Here is a 21,203-nt window from a genome sequence, read left to right on the forward strand (position 1 = left end):
TTATGCTGTTACGTATGTTGTTACAATCGTGGAAAAACGGGTTACGGCGCAAGTTTTTGGCGATTTTCACCATTTTTCTCGCCGCCGGTTTAATCTCCGCCCTGTTGGCGGTGTCGATTGATATCGGCGATAAAATGGCAAAAGAGCTGAAATCCTACGGCGCCAATATTTTGATTGAACCTGCCGCCCAAGCCGCGCTGCCGCAAGTCGATCAAGAACGGGAAAATCTGTTGCAGGGGCAGGATTTTTTAGACGAAAAAGAACTGCCTAACATTAAAGATATTTTTTGGGGCAACAATATCGTCGGCTTTGCGCCGCAATTGAATGCGCCTTTTGAGTTGATTAGCCGTAACGGACAAGCGCAGCAACAAGATATCAGCGTACTGGGCACGTTTTTTGACTATCCGATCGGCATTCCGGACGATCCGGATTATCACACCGGACAGAAAATCATCAGCCCGTATTGGCAGGTGGACGGCGAATGGGTGGATGACAGTGTCAAACACCGCCATAACCGTGCTAACACTCAAAGTGCGGTTGCGCCGCAAGCACTGGTCGGGCGCCAACTGGCGGCAAGTGCCGATATTCATATCGGTGATCGGTTGCAATTACGTCCGTTCACTGACTCTAGCGCAGAGATGACCGCACTTTTAGAGGTAACGGTAAGCGGAATTCTGTCGAGCGGCGGCAATGAAGAAAATCAGGTGATCGTGCCGCTGCACGCACTGCAAAACAGTTTGAACCTCCACGGCAAAGTGCAGTCGGTACGGGTTTCGGCGTTGACCGTGCCGGAAAACGATCTGTCGCGCAAAGCGCGGGAAAATCTGGAAGCGTTGGACGCCGAAGAGTATGACCGCTGGTATTGCACCGCCTATGTTTCGTCAATCGCCCACCAGCTGGAAGAAGCGGTATCCGGCGCAGTGGTGCGCCCGATTTGGCAGGTCGCCGCCTCCGAAGGCGTGGTCATTGAGAAAATCCAGTTGCTGTTGGCGGTCGTCACGTTGGCGGCGCTGTTGGCTTCCGCAATGGGAATCGCTTCGTTGATGACCAGCAATATCATCGAACGCAGCAAAGAGATCGGCTTGATGAAAGCGCTGGGCGCACATCAACGGCAAATCAATCTGCTGTTTTATTGCGAAGCCGGTTTAAGCGGCGTTATCGGCGGGCTATTCGGTTGCCTTGCCGGTTGGGGCTTGGCTGGTTTTATCGGTGATGCGTTGTTCGGACAACCGCTCTCTTTTGCTTGGATTGTGGTGCCGTGCGTGCTGTTTTTGTCGGTGATGATTGCGATTATCGGCACTTGGTTTCCGGCGCACCGCATTGCCAAACTCTATCCGATCGAGGTGTTGTATGGGCGTTAATATGTTCTGGCGTTTGGTATTCCGTGCGTTGCGCTTGCGCCTGCAACGGGTCGCGATTATTTTTGCCGCCCTGACCGTCGGCGCGGCAATTGTCACGGCGATGTCTGCGGTCTATTTTGATATCAATACCAAAATGAGCCAAGAATTACGCACTTTCGGCGCCAATTTTTATATCGGCTCGAAACATCAAACCACGCTGTCGCAACAGCCGTTTCAACAAATTCTGGCACAAGCGCCGACCGGTTTGCTAAATGCCGCCGCCCCCTATTTATACGGCGTGACCCGCAGTGAATTGGAAAAAATCGCAATTATGGGCGTGTGGTACGACGCCATGCCGACCCTCGCGCCCTATTGGCAAATCCGCGGACAACAAATCGGAGTGAATTTCGATCAGCGCAATGCGATGATCGGCAAAACCTTAGCCGAGCGGCTGCACTTAACACTCGGCGACGAGATCACCTTAAGCAACGAGCAGCAGCAAAAACGCAGTTTCAAAATTAAAGCGATCGTGGAAGCCGGTGACGCCACCGACAATATGTTGATCGTCAATCTGGAATTTGCACAGGCATGGCTGAACAAGCCTGATCAAATCAGTTACGCGCTGTTAAGCGTGAAAAATGAACAGGGACAGGTGGAGCAATTCGCCGAACAGCTGCGCCGCCAATATCCCGATTTGGAAATTCGCCCGATTCGTAAAGTTTCCGCTTCCGAAGGGCAGATTCTGGATAAAATCAAAGGCTTAATGGGCTTAATTTCGTTGGTGATTTTGATCTTGGCGACCCTGTGCGTCAACACCACCTTAATTGCGATTATCGCCGAGCGTGCCAAAGAGTTCGCGCTGCAAAAAGCATTGGGCGCCAAACGCGGCGATATCATCAAACAAATCACCACCGAAACCCTGCTGATTGCCCTGCTTGCCACACTCGCCGGCTTGATTTTAGGCTATATTCTCGCGCAGGTGTTGGGGATCGCGGTGTTTAAATCCAGCATTGATCTGCGCTTGCCGGTAATTCCGATCACGCTGCTGCTCTCGCTGATTGTGGCGATGATTGCGGTGATCGTGCCGACCCGACGGGCATTACAAATTGAAACCGCCAACGTATTGAAAGGTGAATAATGACAGAGCAAAAATGGGTGATCGAAACCCGCCATTTGGTTAAACGTTTCGGACAGGTGACCGCACTTGACGATATCAATATTCAAATCGCCGCCGGCGAATTCGTAGCGATTATGGGCGCTTCCGGTTCCGGCAAAACCACGCTGATGAATATTTTGACCTGTTTGGACACCGCCAGCGACGGCAAGGTGATTTTAGACGGCGTAGACGCCGCCAAGCTGAACGAAGAGCAACGTCAGCGTTTTCGTGCCGAGAAAATCGGGTTGGTGTTCCAACAATTCCATTTGATTCCCTACCTGACCGCACTTGAAAACGTGATGTTGGCGCAACATTATCACAGTGTCACCGACGAAGCGTCGGCGAAAGCGGTGCTCGCCCAAGTCGGTTTGGCACATCGAATCAATCACCTGCCAAGCCAACTGTCCGGCGGCGAACAGCAACGGGTGTGTATCGCCCGTGCATTAGTCAACCGTCCGCCGGTGATTTTTGCCGACGAACCGACCGGCAATCTGGACGAAACCAACGAACGCCTAATCCTGCAACTGTTGACCGAACTGAACCTGCAAGGGCGCACCATCGTGATGGTGACCCACAATCCGGAATTGGGCAAACTGGCACACCGCACCATCTTCTTGCAACACGGCAAATTTTTGCGTGAAGAAAAATATGAATCGAGGACAAATTGATGAAAACGTTGTTGAAAACCACCCTATTTGCGCTAACCTGCCTGTTCCTGACTGCCTGCGAAGAGCAACAGGCCACCGTCGGCAAAAAAGCGCCGCAACTGGCAACTTTTAATTTGAGCGGCGAAGCGGTGAAACTGGAAAATGTGGTGCAACAAAAACCGCTGTTTATCACCTTTTGGTCGGAAAACTGCGGCGGTTGCATTGCCGAAATGTTGGAATTACAGCGCTTGCAACAAGCTCATCCGGATAAACTGGATTTTCTGGCGATCAATATCGACGGTAAAAACGCCGACACCGCCACCGTCGCCAAACAACGCGGCATTACCCTGCCGGTGGTGAGAGATCAACTTGGCATCACCGCCGAACGTTACCAAGTGATCGGCACGCCGACTTCGTTTCTCATCGCCACCAACGGCGTGTTACAACAACGCATGGAAGGCTTCGATCACGAACGGGTTAATGCGCTGTTTGAATAATTGCGGACGGCTTACTTATTCTGTACTAAAATAGCGGCATTATTCAGTTAACAACAGGATTTTCAACATGCGGTTTCATTTTTCCCCCGCCTTATGCGCCATTACCCTCGCCTTGCTGACGGCACAAAGTGCGGTCGCCGAGGCGGATATTGCCAAAGGCAAACGCCAATATCAGCAGTTATGCGCCATGTGCCACGGCCGCAATGCGGAAAAACAGGCATTTGACACCTCAGCGGTGATTGCAGGCATGGCAAAAAATGACATTGTCACGGCATTGGAAAAACGCAAAAACGGTGAAATCGAAGGGGCAGGCAACACAGTGAAGTCGCGCTTAACCGAACAAGATAGGCAAAATTTGGCGGCGTATATTGCAACGTTAGGCAAATAATCCTATGCAAAAAATCGGTATTATCGGCGGCATGAGCCCGGAAAGCACCCTGCTCTACTATTCGCAGATCAATCGCGGGGTCAATCAGGCGTTAGGTAAAAATCACAGTGCCGATTTGCTCATGCACAGTATCGATTTTGAAACCATTGTGCAATTGCAGAAAAACAACGATTGGCAACAAGCCGGTGAGTTGCTGGCGCAAAGTGCGGTTTAGCCCGATTACTCAACATTTGATTTTTCTCAACTATCGTTTTATCCTGAAATCAAGCAGTTAATCAATAACAGGAAGAACCTTATGGACACCAAAGATATTGAGAATATCGAACTGACTTATCTCACCTTGAATGACTATCAGGAATTGAAAGACGCGATGATCAGCGCCTATTCCCTTCTGCCGAATGCCTATTGGAGCGAAGAGGAAATTTCACGCCTGATTAATAAATTTCCCGAAGGTCAGGTGGTGATTAAAGTGAATGATTGTTTGGCGGGCTGTGCGCTGTCGATCATCGTCGATTACAACAAATACGGCGACAACCACACCTACCAAAAAATCACCGCGAACGATACCTTTGATTCGCACACCGACAAAGGCGATATTTTGTACGGGATTGATGTATTTATCAAACCGGAATTCCGCGGGCTGCGTTTGGGGCGGCGTTTATACGATTACCGCAAGGATTTATGTGAAAAGCGGAATCTGAAAGGCATTTCCTTCGGCGGGCGGATTCCCAACTATCATAAATATGCCGATCAATTGACGCCGAAAGCCTATATTGACAAAGTGCGACGCAAAGAAATCAACGATCCGGTATTGAATTTCCAAATGTCGAATGATTTCCACCCGCGCAAAGTGTTGAAAGGTTATCTCGAAGGCGATGTCGCCTCGAACGAATATGCGGTGTTAATGCGCTGGGATAATATCTACTACGAACCGCCGAGTGACTTGGCAACCCAAAACAAGAAAGAAGTGCGGTTGGGTTTGATCCAATGGCAAATGCGCCCCTACCGCAATGTCGCTGAATTAATGCAGCAGGCGGAATATTTTATTGACGCGGTATCAGGCTACCACTGCGATTTTGTTCTCTTTCCCGAATTTTTCAATGCGCCGCTGATGGCGAAATATAATAACGATTCCGAACCGGAAGCGATTCGTAAATTGGCGCAATATACTGCGGCGATTGTCGGTAAATTCGAAGAATTGGCCATCAGCTACAACATCAATATCATCACCGGCAGCATGCCGGAAATCAAAGACGACTCTTTATATAACGTCGGCTATTTATGCCGACGCGACGGCAGCACCGAGCGCTTTGAAAAATTGCATGTCACCCCGGACGAAGCCAAAATTTGGGGCATGATCGGCGGTAACCAATTAAAGGCGTTTGATACCGATTGCGGCAAAATCGGCATTTTGATTTGTTACGATGTCGAATTCCCCGAACTCAGCCGTTTGCTTGCCGATCAAGGCATGGAAATCCTGTTCGTACCGTTTTTAACCGATACGCAAAACGGTTTTTCACGGGTGCGCCATTGTGCCCAAGCACGTGCAATTGAAAACGAATGTTTCGTTGCCATTGCCGGTTCGGTCGGCAACCTGCCGAATGTACATAATATGGATATCCAATACGCCCAGTCGATGATTTTCACACCGTGCGATTTTGCCTTCCCGACCAACGGCGTCAAAAGCGAAGCGACACCGAATACCGAAATGGTGCTGATTGCCGATGTGAATATTGATGAATTGCGCGAACTGCATGAATTCGGCAGCGTGCGTAATTTGAAGGATCGGCGCAATGATTTGTATCAGTTGCGTTGGAAAAAGAAGTAAAAGCGGTGTAAGACCAAAGTGCGGTTCGCTGAAAACCGCACTTTGATGATTATTTTGATATTTGTGTTTAGAGATTATTCAAATCCAACACATCGGTCATATCAAACAAACCGTTTTGCTTGCTTTGCAGCCATTTGGCGGCACGCACCGCACCGTTGGCGAAGGTCATGCGGCTGGAGGCTTTGTGGGCGATTTCGACCCGTTCGCCTTCGTCGGCAAACCAGACGCTGTGTTCGCCGACCACATCACCGGCGCGAATGGTGGCAAAGCCGATTTCATCGCGTTTGCGTTCGCCGGTGATCCCTTCGCGGGCAAAAACGCCGTGGGTTTTGAGATCACGCCCTAAGGTTTTGGCGATATGTTCGCCCATTGAAAGTGCGGTACCGGACGGCGCGTCGACTTTGTGGCGGTGGTGTGCTTCGATCACCTCGATGTCGCAATAATCGCCCATCACTTTGGCTGCTTTTTCCAATAATTTGAACACCAAATTCACGCCCACGCTGTAGTTTGAAGCAAATACAATACCGATTTTTTCCGCCGCTTGCGCAATCGCGTGTTTGCCTGCGTCGTCAAAACCGGTGGTGCCGATCACCATTTTTTTCTGATTGGCGACACAAAAATCAATATAGCCAAAACTGGCTTCCGGGCGGGTGAAATCAATCAGCAAATCAAATTGATCTTTCACGCTGTCCAAATTGTCGCTGACCGCCACGCCGATATTGCCGATTCCGGCAAGTTCCCCGGCGTCTGCACCGACCAAACTCGAACCGCTGCGCTCCAAGGCTGCCCCCAACACCACGCCCTCGGCGTTCTTCACCGCTTGGATTAATTGGCGCCCCATGCGCCCACCTGCGCCGGCAACGGCAATGCGTAAATCTGTCATCGTTAATTCCTCATTTTACTTTCTATGTATCCAATATTATTTATCACTCGAAGACGGTCGGTAAACCGAATCCAGATAGACATGCACGGTAATTTCTTCCCGATCATGAAAAAGCTGTTTGGCTTGCAGCCGATGGCTAATGCCCTTTTTGTTCAGATCGTCACTCAATGTTTGCAAACAAGACCGCACTTCTTGATAGCGTTTTTTCATCGGCAGTTTTAGGTTGAAAATCATCTCACGACACCAGCCGTTGAGCAACCATTTGCTCATTAAGGCGGTGATCCGCGCCGGTTGCTCCACCATATCGCACACCAGCCAATCCAAGCGGGTGCGTTTCGGCGGTTGGAATTTGAAACCGTCTTCCGGGCAATGATCCACCCGTCCGCTTTCCATCAGCGACGGTGCGATTTTACCGTGATCGACCGCATACACAAACATGCCGCGTTTGACTAACTGATAAGTCCAACCGCCGGGGCAAGCACCCAAATCAGCGGCTTTCATCTGATCGTTCATGCGTTGCTTTTCTTCTTTTTCGCTGAGAAAAGTCAGGATCGCTTCTTCCAGTTTTAAGGTGGAACGGCTTGGCGCGTCGCTTGGGAATTTCAGGCGTGGAATGCCCATAAAGTGCGGTGCATGGTTGTTGTTGTAAGAATAACCGACATAGCAGCTATCATTGGTAATAAACAACACATGCAAGGTGACGCCGCTGCCGCGAATTTCACGAAAATTCAGCAGACCGCACTTTTTCAATTGTTGCCTTAATGGCACGGTGAATTTGCGACAAAAGGTCGATAACGCTTTTGCCTCATTGGTGTCGGCGGTTTCCACCCACAGCTCGGTGCTTTGTTGCAAGTTAACCTGCTGATTTTGCTGATATTGTACCACAATCGGGCTGATACGGTCGTCAAGCGGCAAATCACTCAATAAATCGGAAACCACAATCAGTTGGCGGGCAAAAATCAGTTGGTTGAACGGGATTTGTTGCGCCAAGCGATCGGCTTCGCCTGCTTGGTAACACTCGAAAATGACATAACCGCTGTTTTCCACCACCCGCGCAAAGCCGTACACGCCTAAATCGCCTGCTTTTTCGCTGATTTCCGCTGCCAGTTCTTTTTCAAAACCGATACGGCAATATAATGCCAATTTATTCACGAGCTTAACCTCTTGGCTTCATACTGCCGGCAATGCTGATAAACGCCAACGCGCCCCAGCCGATTAAAAATGCCGTGCCGCCAATCGGCGTGATCCACACTAAACTTCTGATATCGGTTAATGCCAATCCGTACAAGCTGAACGAAAAACAGAGAATGCCGATGGCCCAACTGTAACCGATCCAGTTTAAACCACGATTACGGCACGCCGGCGCAGGCTGGTTCTTGGTTGCGGTGACAAAGAGCCCCAATGCGAGTAACGCCAAGGTATGAAAAACTTGGTATCTCAAGCCTTTTTCGATCCAATCCAGTTGTAAAAAGGTCAAGTGCGGTTCCAAACCGTGGGCGGCAAAAGCGCCGAATGCGACGCAGAAAAAACCGCTGATGGCGGCAAAGGTTAAAAAACGGTTTCCCATAGTAATCCTTGGTCTGTCGGGTGGTTAGTGGTGTTGTCGGATATGTTCGATGATCCAATTGATAAACGAAACGGTCTGTATTTTATCCGAATAATTCGGATGATACACCACATAAAATGATTTTGGATCGGTCACATCGGTGAAAAAGACCTCTTTCAGCGAGCCGTCATTGATATATTGCTGTGCCAGAATCTTGTTTGCCAAGACCACCCCTTGCCCATGCAATGCGGCTTGTAACGCCATAAACGTATGGCTGAACACCGAGCCGTGTTGAATATTGAGATTGTCCAACTGCAAATGTGCCGCCATCCGCTGCCAATTTTCGCGGGTGTGGATATGCAGTAAATTGTGTTGCGACAAATCGGTTAAGTTTTGCAACGGCTTATGCTGTAGCAGTTTCGGGGCGGCCAAAATGGACAAACACCCCTCCAATAAACGCTGGCTTTTTAGCCCGCGCCAATCGCCTTTACCATAAAAAATCGCGACATCCGCATCGGCGAGAATATCGCTTTCATCATAATCGAAACCCTGAATATTCACTTCAATCGCCGGATATAACCGATTAAATTCGCTCAGTTGCGGCACCAACCAAGCCAAACCAAAGGTTTGCGGCACTTTGATGGTCAGTTCCAGATCATGCTGACTGTTTCTGAGTTGATCCGTTACTTCCGCCAAGCGGCGTAAAATCACTTTGATTTCATGAAAATAAGCACTGCCCTGTTCGGTCAGCTCCAAGGCGCGGTTTTTACGGATAAACAGCGCATTGCCTAAGAAATCTTCCAATAATTTAATTTGGTGGCTGATAGCGGCTTGGGTAACAAACAGTTCATCTGCAGCCTTGGTGAAACTTAAATGACGGGCGGCCGATTCGAACGCTTTAAGTGCATTTAACGGGGGCAAACGTTTATGCATGACATATCCTGTCGTTAAAATCGCATAAATAAAATTTATGCGAACGATAAAAAAATATAAATTGTTACTCGTGACGGCAAAACCTAAAATGGTCGCATTGCTTAAGCAACATGGTGTTGTTTTTAAGTATGATGTTGTGTTTTATCTAGTTCACTAGATTTGAGTTTTACTGTTAACTTCCTGTATATTTTAAAACCCATTTGGTTTATCGGCCACTCAATCCTTGAGTGGCTTTTTTCTGCCGCTTATTCTAACATAAACCTGCATTTTTTATCCTATCTTCCGGCCGATTGTTATGTTAAATTTTCAGCCAATTCATTTTTGCAGGGAAAATCAGTTATGAGTTCTGAAAACCAAAGTCAATCTATTATTTGGCAGTTAAAAAACCTGACGTTAAGCCTTAACAAATCCCTTGATCAACTGTTACAGCAAGAAGGCTTGACCCTCTCGCAAGCGCGGGTTTTGTTGTTGCTTTTTAGCGAAAATGGGCAAAATCAAAGCAGCTTGATGAAGCAGCTGCAAATTGAATCCTCCTCGATGACCAAAATTATTGATCTGTTGGAACGGAAAAATTTTATTGTGCGCAAAGACAACCCCCGTGATGCGCGGCGCAAAAATATTTTTCTGACTAAACAGGGACAACATAAAGAACAAGCAATTCACCAGTTGTTACAACAATTTGAAGCGACGCTGCTCGCCGCCCTGTCTGCGAGTGAAACGCAACAACTGCAACGCTTGCTGCAAAAATTCAGCCCGAAATCAATTAATGATTGATTTGACGTAAAAATAGGATAAAAATGACGGATATTTTTATCTAAAGCAAAGAAATAAGAGTAAGGAAAAACAATGAGTGATGTTTTATTAGATTGGGAAAATTTAGGCTTTGGCTATATCAAAACCGATTTCCGTTATATTTCCCACTGGAAAGACGGTAAATGGGACGGCGGCAAACTGACTACCGATAATGTGCTGCATATCAGCGAAGGCTCAACCGCACTTCACTATGGGCAACAATGTTTTGAGGGGTTGAAAGCCTACCGTTGTAAAGACGGCAGTATTAACCTGTTCCGTCCTGACGAAAATGCCAAGCGCATGCAACGCAGCTGCCAACGTTTATTAATGCCGCAAGTGCCGGTGGAGATGTTTGTCGATGCCTGTAAACAAGTGGTTAAAGCCAATGAAAAGTTTGTCGGTCCTTACGGCAGCGGCGCAACCTTGTATTTGCGTCCGTTTTTAATCGGCGTGGGCGATAATGTTGGTGTACACGCCGCCCCGGAATACATTTTCTCGATTTTTTGCTGTCCGGTCGGCGCCTATTTCAAAGGCGGGATGAAACCGACTAACTTCATTATTTCCGAATATGATCGCGCTGCGCCGCAAGGCACCGGGGCAGCCAAAGTCGGCGGTAATTATGCCGCCAGCTTGCTGCCGGGCAAAGAGGCAAAAGAACGCAACTTCGGCGATTGTATCTATCTTGATCCGAAAACCCACACCAAAATCGAAGAAGTCGGCTCGGCGAATTTCTTCGGTATCACCAAAGACAACCAATTTGTTACCCCACTGTCACCATCGATTTTACCAAGTATCACCAAATACTCACTGCTCTATTTGGCAGAACAACGTTTGGGCTTGAAAGCGGTTGAAGGCGATGTGTATATTGATAAATTAGATGAGTTTATCGAAGCCGGGGCTTGCGGCACGGCGGCGGTCATCACTCCGATTGGTGGCATTCAAAACGGTGATGATTTTCATGTATTCTACTCCGAAACCGAAGTCGGACCGGTGACTAAAAAACTCTATGCGGAACTGACCGGCATTCAATTCGGTGATGTAGCCGCGCCGGAAGGTTGGATTGTCAAAGTCTGACTGCCAATAGTTGTCTAAGCAACCGCACTTTGGCTGTTCAAAATAAGCCAAGTGCGGTTTTTTTATATTAAAAAATAAAAATCAATTGGTTTTATTTTTCCACTTTAAAAATCTATATTTGTTTCAATTCTGTTTAATTAGATGATGATTTTCTCACATCGTTCATGGTTATTTTTCGTATTTGTTAAAAATAATGCAATCTTTTATCAGAAATACCAAATCCGAGTTAATTTAGATTGACCGCCTTTCCTATTTTTTGTTATATCTATCACAGTTTCTAAATTTTAAAATTGACTTTCTGAATAAGGAATAAACTATGATTCAGCAATACAGTGAAATGCGCAATAATATCAGTATGCTCGGACGGTTTTTAGGCGAAACCATCAGTGATGCGCAAGGCAGCGATATTCTCGATTTGATCGAAAATATCCGTGTTCTTTCGCGTGATTCGCGCGCCGGCAACGACAAAGCGCGCCAAGCGTTGCTCGATACCCTCGCAACGATTTCCAATGACAATATTATTCCGGTGGCGCGTGCGTTCAGCCATTTCTTGAATCTGACCAATATTGCCGAACAATACCAAACCATTTCACGCCACCATGACGACGCAAATTCCAGCCAGCGCTCGATTGGCAGCTTGTTCAGTAAGCTCAAACAGCACGGTATCAAACAAGAACAGGTGCTAAGTGCGGTCGATAATCTGTTGATCGAGTTGGTGTTGACGGCTCACCCGACCGAAGTCACCCGCCGTTCACTGACTCATAAACACGTTGAAATCAATAAATGCCTAAGCAAATTGGAGCATTCCGATTTGACCGTGAAAGAGCGCACCGCAATCGAACGCCGTTTGTTGCAACTGATTGCCGAGGCATGGCACACCAATGAGATCCGTACGCAGCGCCCGACTCCGTTTGAAGAGGCAAAATGGGGCTATTCGGTGATTGAAAACAGCTTATGGAAAGCCGTGCCGATGTTTTTGCGTCAACTCAACGACAGCACCCGCGACTATCTGGATTTCACCCTGCCGGTCGATTTTACCCCGGTCAAATTTTCTTCATGGATGGGCGGCGATCGTGATGGTAACCCGTTTGTCACCAGCGCCGTCACCCGCAATGTGTTGAATTTGGCGCGCGCCAAAGCCGCCGAGTTGTTTTTGGAAGACATTAAGCTGTTATCCGATGAACTTTCAATGGTGGAAGCGACCGAGGAGTTCAAAGCCAAATACGGCGAACACCAAGAACCGTATCGCTATATCGTCAAAGATCTGCGTACCAAATTAAAAGCGACGCAAAATCACTACAATGACTTATTGGCGGATAGACAGCCGAGAACCACAATCGACCAGATTATCACCAAAAACGAGCAACTTTGGCAACCGCTGTTCGATTGCTACACGTCCCTTTCCAACTGCGGAATGCGGATTATCGCCAACGGCTTATTGTTAGATACCTTACGCCGTATCCGCTGCTTTGGCGTGACCCTGTCACAGTTGGATATTCGCCAAGAAAGCACCCGTCACAGCATGGCGATTGCCGAAGTGACCCGTTATATCGGTTTGGGGGATTATGCGCAATGGAACGAAGCCGACAAACAAGCGTTTTTGATTCGCGAACTCAATTCGCGTCGTCCGTTGATTCCGATTGAATGGTCGCCAAGTGCGGAAACCAAAGAGATTTTAGACACCTGCAAAGTGGTGGCGGAACAAAACGAAGGCGTGATTTCGGCTTATGTCATTTCTATGGCGAAGTCAGCTTCTGACGTGTTGGCCGTTCACTTATTATTGAAAGAAGCCGGCTGCAATAAGAATATCCCGGTCGTGCCATTGTTTGAAACGCTGGAAGATTTAGACAATTCCGAAGCTGTGATGGAAGAACTGTTTAATGTCGGTTGGTATCGCGGTTTTATTAAAAATAAACAAATGGTGATGATCGGCTACTCCGATTCCGCCAAAGACGCGGGCATGATGGCCGCCTCTTGGGCGCAATACCGCGCGCAAGAAGCGTTAGTGAATTTGTGTGAAAAATTGCATATCGAATTGACGCTGTTCCACGGTCGTGGCGGCACAATCGGCCGCGGCGGCGCTCCGGCGCACGCGGCGTTATTGTCACAACCGCCTAAATCACTGAAAAACGGTCTGCGTGTGACCGAACAAGGCGAGATGATTCGCTTTAAACTCGGCTTGCCGCAAGTGGCGGTCGGCAGTTTGGAGTTGTATGCCAGCGCAATTTTGGAAGCCAATTTACTGCCGCCGCCGGAACCGAAAGCCGAATGGCGCGGCATTATGGATGATTTATCCCGGCTCTCTTGTGAGATTTATCGCGGCACTGTGCGCGAACAGCCGGATTTTGTGCCCTATTTCCGCTCTGCGACACCGGAACAGGAATTGTCGCGCCTGCCGTTAGGCTCGCGTCCGGCAAAACGCAACCCGAAAGGTGGGGTTGAAAGTCTGCGTGCGATTCCGTGGATTTTCGCTTGGATGCAAAACCGCTTAATGTTGCCGGCATGGTTGGGCGCCGGCGCCTCGATTCAAACGTTGCTGAATAACGGCAAAAGTGCGGTGGTGGAAGAAATGTGCCAAGGCTGGCCGTTCTTTTCTACCCGTATCGGCATGTTGGAAATGGTGTTCAGTAAAACCGATTTATGGTTAGCCGAATATTACGATCAACGTTTAGTCGAACCGCACTTATGGGCTTTGGGGCAAGAATTACGCCAACAATTGCAAGCCGATGTCAAAACCCTGCTTGACTTATCGCATAAAGATCAATTGATGGACGATTTGCCATGGGTTGCACAGTCTATTGCCCTGCGCAACGTTTACACCGATCCGTTGAATTTATTGCAAGTGGAACTGTTACATCGCCTGCGCCAACAGCCGGAAGAACAGCAAGATTCGCACTTAAATCAAGCTTTAATGATCACCATCACCGGGATCGCGGCAGGAATGCGCAATACCGGTTAATCATACCGTAACCGATAATGCCCTTGTTATCTTGATAGCAGGGGTATTTTTTTATAAAAGTGCGGTTACCCGTTGGTTTCCCGCGCAGAAACAGGTATGCTAACCGCACTTTGCTTACCCTTTGAGGAATAAATAATGACAACCAAACGTGATCCCGATAATGCGATTGATACCGCCTATGATATTTTTTTGGAAATGGCGGAGGAAAACCTCGACCCGGCGGATATTTTGTTGTTTAACCTGCAATTCGAAGAACGCGGAGCGGTGGAAATGGTGGAAACCGCCGACAATTGGGATGAAGAAATCGGCGTGTTAATCGATCCGGAAGCCTATGCCGAAGTCTGGGTCGGATTGGTGAATGATAAAGACGAAATGGACGATATTTTCGCCAAAGTCTTGATTTCGCACGATATGGAAAATCCGGAATATCATATTGTGTGGAAAGAATAGTGCGACAAGCGCCGAACGCCATTTCCCTCCCTCCCCATTTTTCCTAACGAAAAGCGGTATTTCCTCCGTACACGGAAGGAGAGAAATCAAAGCTAGCGCATGGTCTGCAAATAACTTAAGCGCTCAATGTTATTCATAAAATGCGCTAGATCCTGTTTTTCCGGCTGATGTAAATAGGGAATTTGCCCCAATAACGGTGCGTCGATTTTACTGGAAAGCAACTCGATAATCGCACTGTAATTACTCAAACCGGGATTAATCCGATTTGCCACCCAACCGATTAACGGCACTCCGCTCTTTTCAATCGCTTGCGCTGTCAACAACGCATGATTAATACAGCCCTCTTTAATTCCGACCACCAATACCACCGGCATTTTATGCTCGGCAACCCAATCGGAAAAATCCAAAGTGCGGTTAATCGGTGTCAGCCAACCAAAAGTGCCTTCCACCAAAACGGTTTGATAGCGCGATGTCAATCGCCGCAAATCGCTATTGATTTTTTCGATTTGAATCACCTGCGGCTGCTCCAAGAACTCATTCAAACCCGGCTCTTGTTCCAACGGCATGGTATAACTGTTGATGTCATGATATTGCAACGGTTCGGTGCAACTTTCCAATAACGTCAGTACATCGCCGTTCTGTTTATCGTTTTGTTCTGTCGGCGCATCGAGATAGGGATGATAACCTCCGTCACCGCAGGCAATCGGCTTATAGCCGACAATTTGGCAACGTTGCTTTTGCAATGCCTGGATAATCGCCCTGCTTGCCACGGTTTTACCGACACCGGTATCGGTGCCGGTTACAAAAAAACAACTCATAATTTTCCCTCGACATTCGTAGTACGGGGAAAATTTTAAGCAAAAATGAAAAGCAATTTATTGAGCTAACACAAGTTTTTAGCAAATAATTAACAGGCGCCGCCAATTATCGAACAATATCGGCAAATAATTCGCCGTTGTACAGTTGTTGTTTAATCGCCGATGACGCGATTTCCGGGTCATTCCAGCTAAATTTAGAGGTGATAATCTCCACCTGCTGCTCGTCCGATAGCAGCGCATCTTGCAATTTCAACGCCAAACGCTGTAAAAACAGATCTTTGACCGACAATAACCGGGTGTTGATCATGATTTTTTCCGAGGCAAAAATATTGGTCAGATACATCAACAAGTACGACACATTGTCTGCCAGATGGTGAATAATCTTAATCGCCGCCGGATTTTCCTGCTGCGCCTGTTCGCATAAAAACTGAATTTTGTTTTCATCATTCGGCAACTCGTTTGGCAACAATAAATCAACCAGTTGATAAATCGCTTTATTGCTGACCTGATTATACAGATAGTGCCGCTCGACTTCCGGCACATCAAATGCAATTTGATCGCTGAGTTCACTGATTTTCGGCAACGACACTTTATCGATATTCATCCGTTTCTGTTTTTCGTTCTTAATCATCTTGCCTTCGCTGAGCACACTGATATTAATCGCATCGTCAAACTGCAAGAAAATCACATTATTACTGTTAATCGCATTGCCTAAGTGGCTTTCGGCGAAAGTCCACATCGCAAAGTGTTCCGCCACGATAATCGGAAATTTGAAATGCTGCTGTAACATGTCCTGCAACTCAGGATTCAACTCTTCAGCCCCAAGGTAAACCCGTTTTTCAAATTTATCGACTCGTCCGAGAATACACAACGAACACGCCAAAATATGCTGTGCCGCTTCATTGTGCTGTTTTAAGAAACCGTTAATCGCCGAGCCGATAAACTCATCCAATACCACCCGTTTATCCAACGGGCAGTGTTGCACCTGCAACTGCTTTCCATTGAGCTCGCATAAGCTGATATCCAAACTTTTTTCACTCAGCGTGACAGCCAAATATTGCCAATAAAATGGCGACAAGCAGATCCCGACCGCCGGACGCCCGCGCACGATAGTATTTTGCACCGCTCTTTCAATCACAAAATGGCAATTGATCAATTCTCTGGTCAAATTGGTAATACTCGCGGGCGCAAAACCTGAAATCTTGGAAAGATCAATTCTTGAAATTAATTCAAATTGCTCGATCAGGCGGTAAACTGCACCTAAATGCTGCAAATTGACCCGATTTGCACCTTCTTGTTTTATTTTTGGCATAAGTTCTTCTCTTGTGTTGTCATCTATTGCCGATAAGAATATTTTCGATAGCCTCTTATTATACGCATTTATTTATTTAATTACAATAAGATATTATCAAATATGCTAATCAGCTCACGATTTCGACATAATATTTTTCTCAAATAAATATTATCTAACCATTCGGCGGAAAATCGGTTATTTCCATTCAAATCGTTGTATTTTGGCTTGGAATCAGTAAACTAGACGCACTTTTTATATTTGTCTAATTTGAGGAAAAAATGGCTAAAATTTCATCTATTCATGATGTTCTGCAAGGAAAAGTTGCCGTCGGTGAAACCATTACCGTTCGCGGTTGGGTTCGTACCCGCCGCGATTCAAAAGCAGGCTTCTCTTTCTTGGCGGTCTATGACGGTTCATGCTTTGATCCGATTCAAGCGGTGGTCAGCAATAGCCTGGCGAATTATCAAGATGAAGTATTGAATCTAACCACCGGCTGTTCCGTAATCGTAACCGGTAAAGTGGTCGAATCGCAAGGGCAAGGACAAGCGGTTGAACTGCAAGCGGACGATGTGGTTGTCAGCGGTTGGGTTGAAGATCCGGAAACCTACCCGATGGCGGCAAAACGCCACAGTGTCGAATATTTGCGCGAAGTGGCGCACCTGCGCCCGCGTACCAATTTAATCGGCGCGGTGGCACGGGTGCGTCATTGCTTAGCGCAAGCCATTCACCGTTTCTTCCACGAACAAGGCTTCTATTGGGTGGCAACGCCGATCATCACGGCGTCTGATACCGAAGGTGCGGGCGAAATGTTCCGTGTCTCCACTTTAGATTTAGAAAATCTGCCGCGTGGCGAAAACGGCTTGGTGGATTACAAGCAAGATTTCTTCGGTAAAGAAGCGTTTTTAACCGTATCAGGACAACTCAACGGCGAAACCTATGCTTGCGCCTTGAGCAAAATTTACACCTTCGGACCAACGTTCCGTGCCGAAAACTCCAACACTACCCGCCACCTTGCCGAATTCTGGATGGTTGAGCCGGAAGTAGCCTTTGCCGATTTAGCCGACAATGCCGCGTTGGCGGAAGCAATGTTGAAATATGTGTTTAAAGCCGTATTGGAAGAGCGTGCCGATGACCTGAAATTCTTCGCCGAACGCGTGGATAAAGACGTGATCACCCGTCTGCAAAAATTCATTGCCTCTGATTTCGCCCAAATCGACTACACCGACGCGATTGAGGTGTTGCTGAAATCCGGTAAAACCTTTGAATTCCCGGTGAAATGGGGAATCGACTTATCCTCCGAACACGAGCGTTATTTAGCCGAAGAGTATTTCAATTCCCCGGTGGTGGTGAAAAACTATCCGAAAGACATCAAAGCGTTTTATATGCGCCTTAACGACGACGGCAAAACCGTTGCCGCAATGGACGTATTAGCGCCGGGTATCGGTGAAATCATCGGCGGTTCGCAACGTGAAGAACGGTTAGAGGTGTTGGATCAGCGTTTAGCCGAAATGGGCTTAAACAAAGAAGATTACAGTTGGTATCGCGACCTGCGCCGCTACGGCAGCGTACCGCACTCCGGCTTCGGTTTGGGCTTCGAGCGCCTGATCGTTTACGTCACCGGGATACAAAATATCCGCGACGTCATCCCATTCCCACGCTACCCGCGCAATGCGTCGTTCTAAATTTTACTACTGATACGCAACGCCCTGCTTCGGCAGGGCGTGAGATTGCTGACAAACTGACTTCCCTCCCTCCGTATACGGAGGGAGGGAAGTTATTAGAGAGATACATTGACCAGTTTTGCACACGCGTCTTGCTTCAAGCCAGCCCTTTTAAACGCAATTTTTTTAACGCAATAATGTTACCAATACTACTCAAAATTATTTAACAACGGATTATGACTAACTCAGCAACTTTTCGCCGTACTCATACACCTGTTGCAATAACGCCAGTTTTTCAGGATCATTTTGATACTGTTCGCCTAATTGTTGCAGCGATTGTACAAAGACCTCCGCACTTTTTTCCAGTTTCAATTTGCGGTATTTCTGCCATTTAATCTGCTCTGCACGGTTCAACGTGCGGTAAAAATGACGGGCGCGGTAGTGGAACAGTAAATCGGGAATACGTTTGTCTTCAAAGGTTAAATCCGGGTTTTGCAACTGCTCTGCGCTCAAGCTACGCAAAATTTGCAGATTGCGTTTATCGGCATTGCTGAAAAAGCCGTTGTAAAGTGCGGTTTCGACATTCAACTCGTCGGAATATTCACGCTGTTCGCTGAAAATAGCGATCACTTTGTCGCGAATTTCGTAAGATTGAAGTAAACGCTGCTGATTTTGCCAACATTGTTCACGATCAATCCCCAAGCGTTCGGCACTTTGCGGCAATAAGGTTTTTTCGGGGGCGACAATCGGGCATTTGTTGATATGCACCAATTTTAGCGGTACAGGTAAAATCCCCTGCGCTTCCAACTCCGCTTTTTTACTGTATAACCGCACTTTTAACGTTTCGGCATTCAGGCTCAACAAATCGCTGAGATCGGCACTCAAATCACACACGATCACCGCATTATTATTGGTCGGGTGCCATGCCAACGGTGCGACAAGTGCGGTATTGCCGCGATAGTTTCCGAGCATGCCGGAAACGTGCACCAACGGGGTCATATTGGCGGTGTCGATCAGTTTCTCCACCGCTTTTTTGTTGCGCAGATTGAAAAAATAATCGAACAAGCGTGGCTGTTTGGCTTTCACCAATTTCGCCATTTCAATCGTTGCGTACACGTCCGCCATTGCGTCATGGGCGTTGCTGTGTTCAATGCCGTTCGCCACTGTTAAGCGGTCTAATTTAAACGACGGCAAGCCGTTTTCGTCATATACCCAATGAATTCCGTCAGGGCGCAACGCATAGCAAGCGCGCAACACATCCAGCAAATCCCAACGGGAATTGCCGTTTTTCCAACTGTATTCGTAAGGGTCGATAAAATTGCGGTAAAAGGTGTAACGGGTCATTTCGTCATCGTAGCGAATGCTGTTATAGCCCATCACGCAAGTATTGGGCTGAGCAAACTCTTGCAAAATACGCGCGGCAAATTCCGGTTCGGATACGCCTTTTTCGTTGCACGCTTGCGGCGTGATCCCCGTCACCAACACAGCCTCCGGCGCAGGCAGGTAATCGTTGGTCTGCTTGCAATACAACATCACCGGCTCGCCGATAATGTTAAAATCCGCATCGGTGCGAATGCCGGCAAATTGCGCCGGTCGGTCGCTTGCCGGATTGATACCGAAACTTTCGTAGTCGTAAATAAAAAAGCTAAATTCTTTCGCCATTTGTTAGCCTATGATTTTATCCAAATAAAATAAGCAGATAATCGACACAATCCCCAAGCCCACGCCGATAGCGTTGGCTTTGTTGATTTTCTCTTTGAACAGCCACGCGCCGGTCAACGTGCCTAAACAGATCACGCCGATATTCATGCCGGCAAAGACTAACGTCGGGTTGTCGCTATAGCTTTGATGGGCTTTGATATAAAACAGAATATTCATAAAATTCAGCACGCCGAGCAGCAAACCGCCCAACATACTTTTGCCGTGCCAACGGGTTTGTTTAATCAGCAAATAAATAAAAATGACACAGGCCGCTAAGCAAAACGACACAAATAACGTCAACGGAAACGCGCTACCGCTCTTTGCCATTTGCTTAAATAAAATATCGATCACGCCATAACCCAGCCAAACCAACAGCAGGTTAAACCAACCTTTGCCGACCGCACTTTTGCCCGCTATGCTTTTGGCTACAATGCTTTGCGGCTCGTCTTTTTTCCATAATAAGCATAAAAGTGCGGTAAACGCCAGTACCAGACTAACCGCACGGCTGCCGCTCAGCACCTCATTGAAAATCGTAAACGAAGCTAAAATCGGTAAAAACAACGATAACCGTTGTGCCGCGTCGGAGCGCACAATCCCGGCACTTTCCACCGCTTTCGACATCACGAGAAACACCGTCGGCAGCAAAATCCCTAAGGCTAAAAATAAGTAGGAGTATTCATTTTGCGCCACGACTTCGCCAAATGACTGCCCGGAAAAATCGGGTTTCAAAAAAGAATAACTCAGCCCGATTGCCATAATATAATTAAACGCAATCGCTTGGGCGATATTGATATTCTGCTTGCGTGCCACTTTCAAAAAAACCGACACGATCACACTGCAAAGCACAGCGATGGCAAGGTTGTGCATAATTTTTCCTATTTCATTTCAACGTATTTTTCGATAATTTGTTCAAAGCTGTTTTCAGGCATTTTTTCAATCGCGGCAAGGGCGGCTTTGAGGTATAACGCATTGGCAAAGCGAAAATTGCTTTTTGAGATATTTAACTCACGGATCTGACCGGCAAAATCATATAAACCGTCAAATAAATAATGGTGAATTTGTTGCAAGCCTTTAGTTGTGCCGATTTCCAGCCGGTGAATCGCCCCGGAGTCATATAAATCATAGGCTTTTTGTTTGCTGAGAAGGTCGATTTGTTGTGTGTTCATCTGTTCTACGCTCAAAAAGGGGAGTTATGGCGTACATGATACGCCCTAATAATTTCAACCGCACTTTGCC

20 protein-coding genes and 1 pseudogene are annotated in these 21,203 nt (G+C 47.4%); 12 read left to right on the top strand and 9 right to left on the bottom strand.

All coding sequences use genetic code 11. From position 1 onward, the window contains the following. Positions 1–2: 2 nt before the first annotated feature. From ACQ31U_RS11375 to ACQ31U_RS11405, 7 genes are all read left to right on the top strand, one after another. Positions 3–1,361, top strand: a complete 1,359-nt coding sequence (locus tag ACQ31U_RS11375) for an ABC transporter permease (protein WP_431052151.1) — start codon at positions 3–5, stop codon at positions 1,359–1,361. A 1-nt stretch (position 1,362) separates the two neighbouring features. Continuing rightward, a complete protein-coding gene (locus tag ACQ31U_RS11380) occupies positions 1,363–2,478 on the top strand; it encodes an ABC transporter permease (protein ID WP_431054340.1) in 1,116 nt (371 codons plus the stop codon). Then, on the top strand, positions 2,478–3,164 hold the full coding sequence (locus tag ACQ31U_RS11385) for an ABC transporter ATP-binding protein (protein ID WP_431052153.1): 687 nt from the start codon (positions 2,478–2,480) through the stop codon (positions 3,162–3,164). The genes ACQ31U_RS11380 and ACQ31U_RS11385 overlap by 1 nt, the downstream gene beginning before the upstream one ends. Continuing rightward, on the top strand, positions 3,164–3,640 hold the full coding sequence (locus ACQ31U_RS11390; RefSeq protein ID WP_431052155.1) for a TlpA family protein disulfide reductase: 477 nt from the start codon (positions 3,164–3,166) through the stop codon (positions 3,638–3,640). The genes ACQ31U_RS11385 and ACQ31U_RS11390 overlap by 1 nt, the downstream gene beginning before the upstream one ends. Positions 3,641–3,707: 67 nt before the next feature. Further along, on the top strand, positions 3,708–4,028 hold the full coding sequence (locus ACQ31U_RS11395) for a c-type cytochrome (RefSeq protein ID WP_431052157.1): 321 nt from the start codon (positions 3,708–3,710) through the stop codon (positions 4,026–4,028). 4 nt (positions 4,029–4,032) lie between these two features. Beyond that, positions 4,033–4,242: an aspartate/glutamate racemase family protein gene (locus tag ACQ31U_RS11400; protein ID WP_431052159.1), complete on the top strand. Its 210-nt coding sequence runs from the start codon at positions 4,033–4,035 to the stop codon at positions 4,240–4,242. Positions 4,243–4,323: 81 nt separating this feature from the next. Further along, positions 4,324–5,856, top strand: coding sequence for a carbon-nitrogen hydrolase family protein (locus ACQ31U_RS11405; protein ID WP_431052161.1), 1,533 nt, complete (start codon positions 4,324–4,326; stop codon positions 5,854–5,856). A gap of 67 nt (positions 5,857–5,923) precedes the next feature. Here ACQ31U_RS11405 and dapB read toward each other — a convergent pair whose 3' ends face one another. Genes dapB through ACQ31U_RS11425 form a run of 4 tightly spaced genes read right to left on the bottom strand, consistent with a single transcriptional unit; the run spans position 5,924 to position 9,218 of the window. Next, on the bottom strand, positions 5,924–6,739 hold the full coding sequence (gene dapB / locus ACQ31U_RS11410; RefSeq protein WP_431052163.1) for a 4-hydroxy-tetrahydrodipicolinate reductase: 816 nt from the start codon (positions 6,737–6,739) through the stop codon (positions 5,924–5,926). A 36-nt stretch (positions 6,740–6,775) separates the two neighbouring features. Next, complete coding sequence (rlmM, locus tag ACQ31U_RS11415) at positions 6,776–7,891, bottom strand: 23S rRNA (cytidine(2498)-2'-O)-methyltransferase RlmM (protein WP_431052165.1); 1,116 nt, start codon at positions 7,889–7,891, stop codon at positions 6,776–6,778. 4 nt (positions 7,892–7,895) lie between these two features. Next, positions 7,896–8,306: a DUF423 domain-containing protein gene (locus ACQ31U_RS11420; protein WP_431052167.1), complete on the bottom strand. Its 411-nt coding sequence runs from the start codon at positions 8,304–8,306 to the stop codon at positions 7,896–7,898. Positions 8,307–8,330: 24 nt separating this feature from the next. Continuing rightward, complete coding sequence (locus ACQ31U_RS11425; RefSeq protein ID WP_431052169.1) at positions 8,331–9,218, bottom strand: transcriptional regulator GcvA; 888 nt, start codon at positions 9,216–9,218, stop codon at positions 8,331–8,333. A 339-nt stretch (positions 9,219–9,557) separates the two neighbouring features. Here ACQ31U_RS11425 and ACQ31U_RS11430 point away from each other — a divergent pair, with 339 nt between their 5' ends. From ACQ31U_RS11430 to ACQ31U_RS11445, 4 genes are all read left to right on the top strand, one after another. Next, positions 9,558–9,992 carry a MarR family winged helix-turn-helix transcriptional regulator gene (locus tag ACQ31U_RS11430; protein WP_431052171.1) on the top strand — a complete coding sequence of 145 codons (435 nt, stop codon included), beginning with the start codon at positions 9,558–9,560 and terminating at the stop codon, positions 9,990–9,992. Between the two features lie 72 nt (positions 9,993–10,064). Beyond that, on the top strand, positions 10,065–11,084 hold the full coding sequence (locus tag ACQ31U_RS11435; protein WP_431052173.1) for a branched-chain amino acid aminotransferase: 1,020 nt from the start codon (positions 10,065–10,067) through the stop codon (positions 11,082–11,084). Between the two features lie 316 nt (positions 11,085–11,400). Further along, positions 11,401–14,043 (top strand): phosphoenolpyruvate carboxylase, encoded by a 2,643-nt coding sequence (ppc, locus tag ACQ31U_RS11440; RefSeq protein ID WP_431052175.1) that lies wholly within the window; start codon positions 11,401–11,403, stop codon positions 14,041–14,043. Between the two features lie 135 nt (positions 14,044–14,178). Further along, a complete protein-coding gene (locus tag ACQ31U_RS11445; protein ID WP_431052177.1) occupies positions 14,179–14,493 on the top strand; it encodes an HI1450 family dsDNA-mimic protein in 315 nt (104 codons plus the stop codon). 92 nt (positions 14,494–14,585) lie between these two features. Here the strand turns inward: ACQ31U_RS11445 and bioD are convergent, their stop codons facing one another. Both bioD and ACQ31U_RS11455 read right to left on the bottom strand, forming a co-directional pair. Continuing rightward, positions 14,586–15,311, bottom strand: a complete 726-nt coding sequence (gene bioD, locus ACQ31U_RS11450) for a dethiobiotin synthase (RefSeq protein ID WP_431052179.1) — start codon at positions 15,309–15,311, stop codon at positions 14,586–14,588. 106 nt (positions 15,312–15,417) lie between these two features. After that, positions 15,418–16,623, bottom strand: a complete 1,206-nt coding sequence (locus ACQ31U_RS11455; protein ID WP_431052181.1) for an ROK family protein — start codon at positions 16,621–16,623, stop codon at positions 15,418–15,420. A 260-nt stretch (positions 16,624–16,883) separates the two neighbouring features. Between ACQ31U_RS11455 and asnS the strand changes: the two genes are divergently transcribed. Continuing rightward, entirely contained in the window at positions 16,884–18,287 is a 1,404-nt protein-coding gene (asnS, locus tag ACQ31U_RS11460; RefSeq protein WP_431052183.1) for an asparagine--tRNA ligase, read from the top strand. A gap of 219 nt (positions 18,288–18,506) precedes the next feature. On the opposite strand, the gene sbcB is transcribed toward asnS, so the two are convergent. The 3 genes and pseudogenes from sbcB to ACQ31U_RS11475 all read right to left on the bottom strand — a co-directional run. Continuing rightward, complete coding sequence (sbcB, locus tag ACQ31U_RS11465; protein ID WP_431052185.1) at positions 18,507–19,928, bottom strand: exodeoxyribonuclease I; 1,422 nt, start codon at positions 19,926–19,928, stop codon at positions 18,507–18,509. 3 nt (positions 19,929–19,931) lie between these two features. Next, complete coding sequence (locus tag ACQ31U_RS11470; RefSeq protein WP_431052187.1) at positions 19,932–20,834, bottom strand: EamA family transporter; 903 nt, start codon at positions 20,832–20,834, stop codon at positions 19,932–19,934. Between the two features lie 14 nt (positions 20,835–20,848). Further along, a pseudogene (locus tag ACQ31U_RS11475) lies at positions 20,849–21,133 on the bottom strand (protein adenylyltransferase Fic); the annotation flags it as partial. Positions 21,134–21,203: the final 70 nt, after the last annotated feature.

The organism is Testudinibacter sp. TW-1, assembly GCF_050613185.1.
Lineage (GTDB): Bacteria > Pseudomonadota > Gammaproteobacteria > Enterobacterales > Pasteurellaceae > Chelonobacter.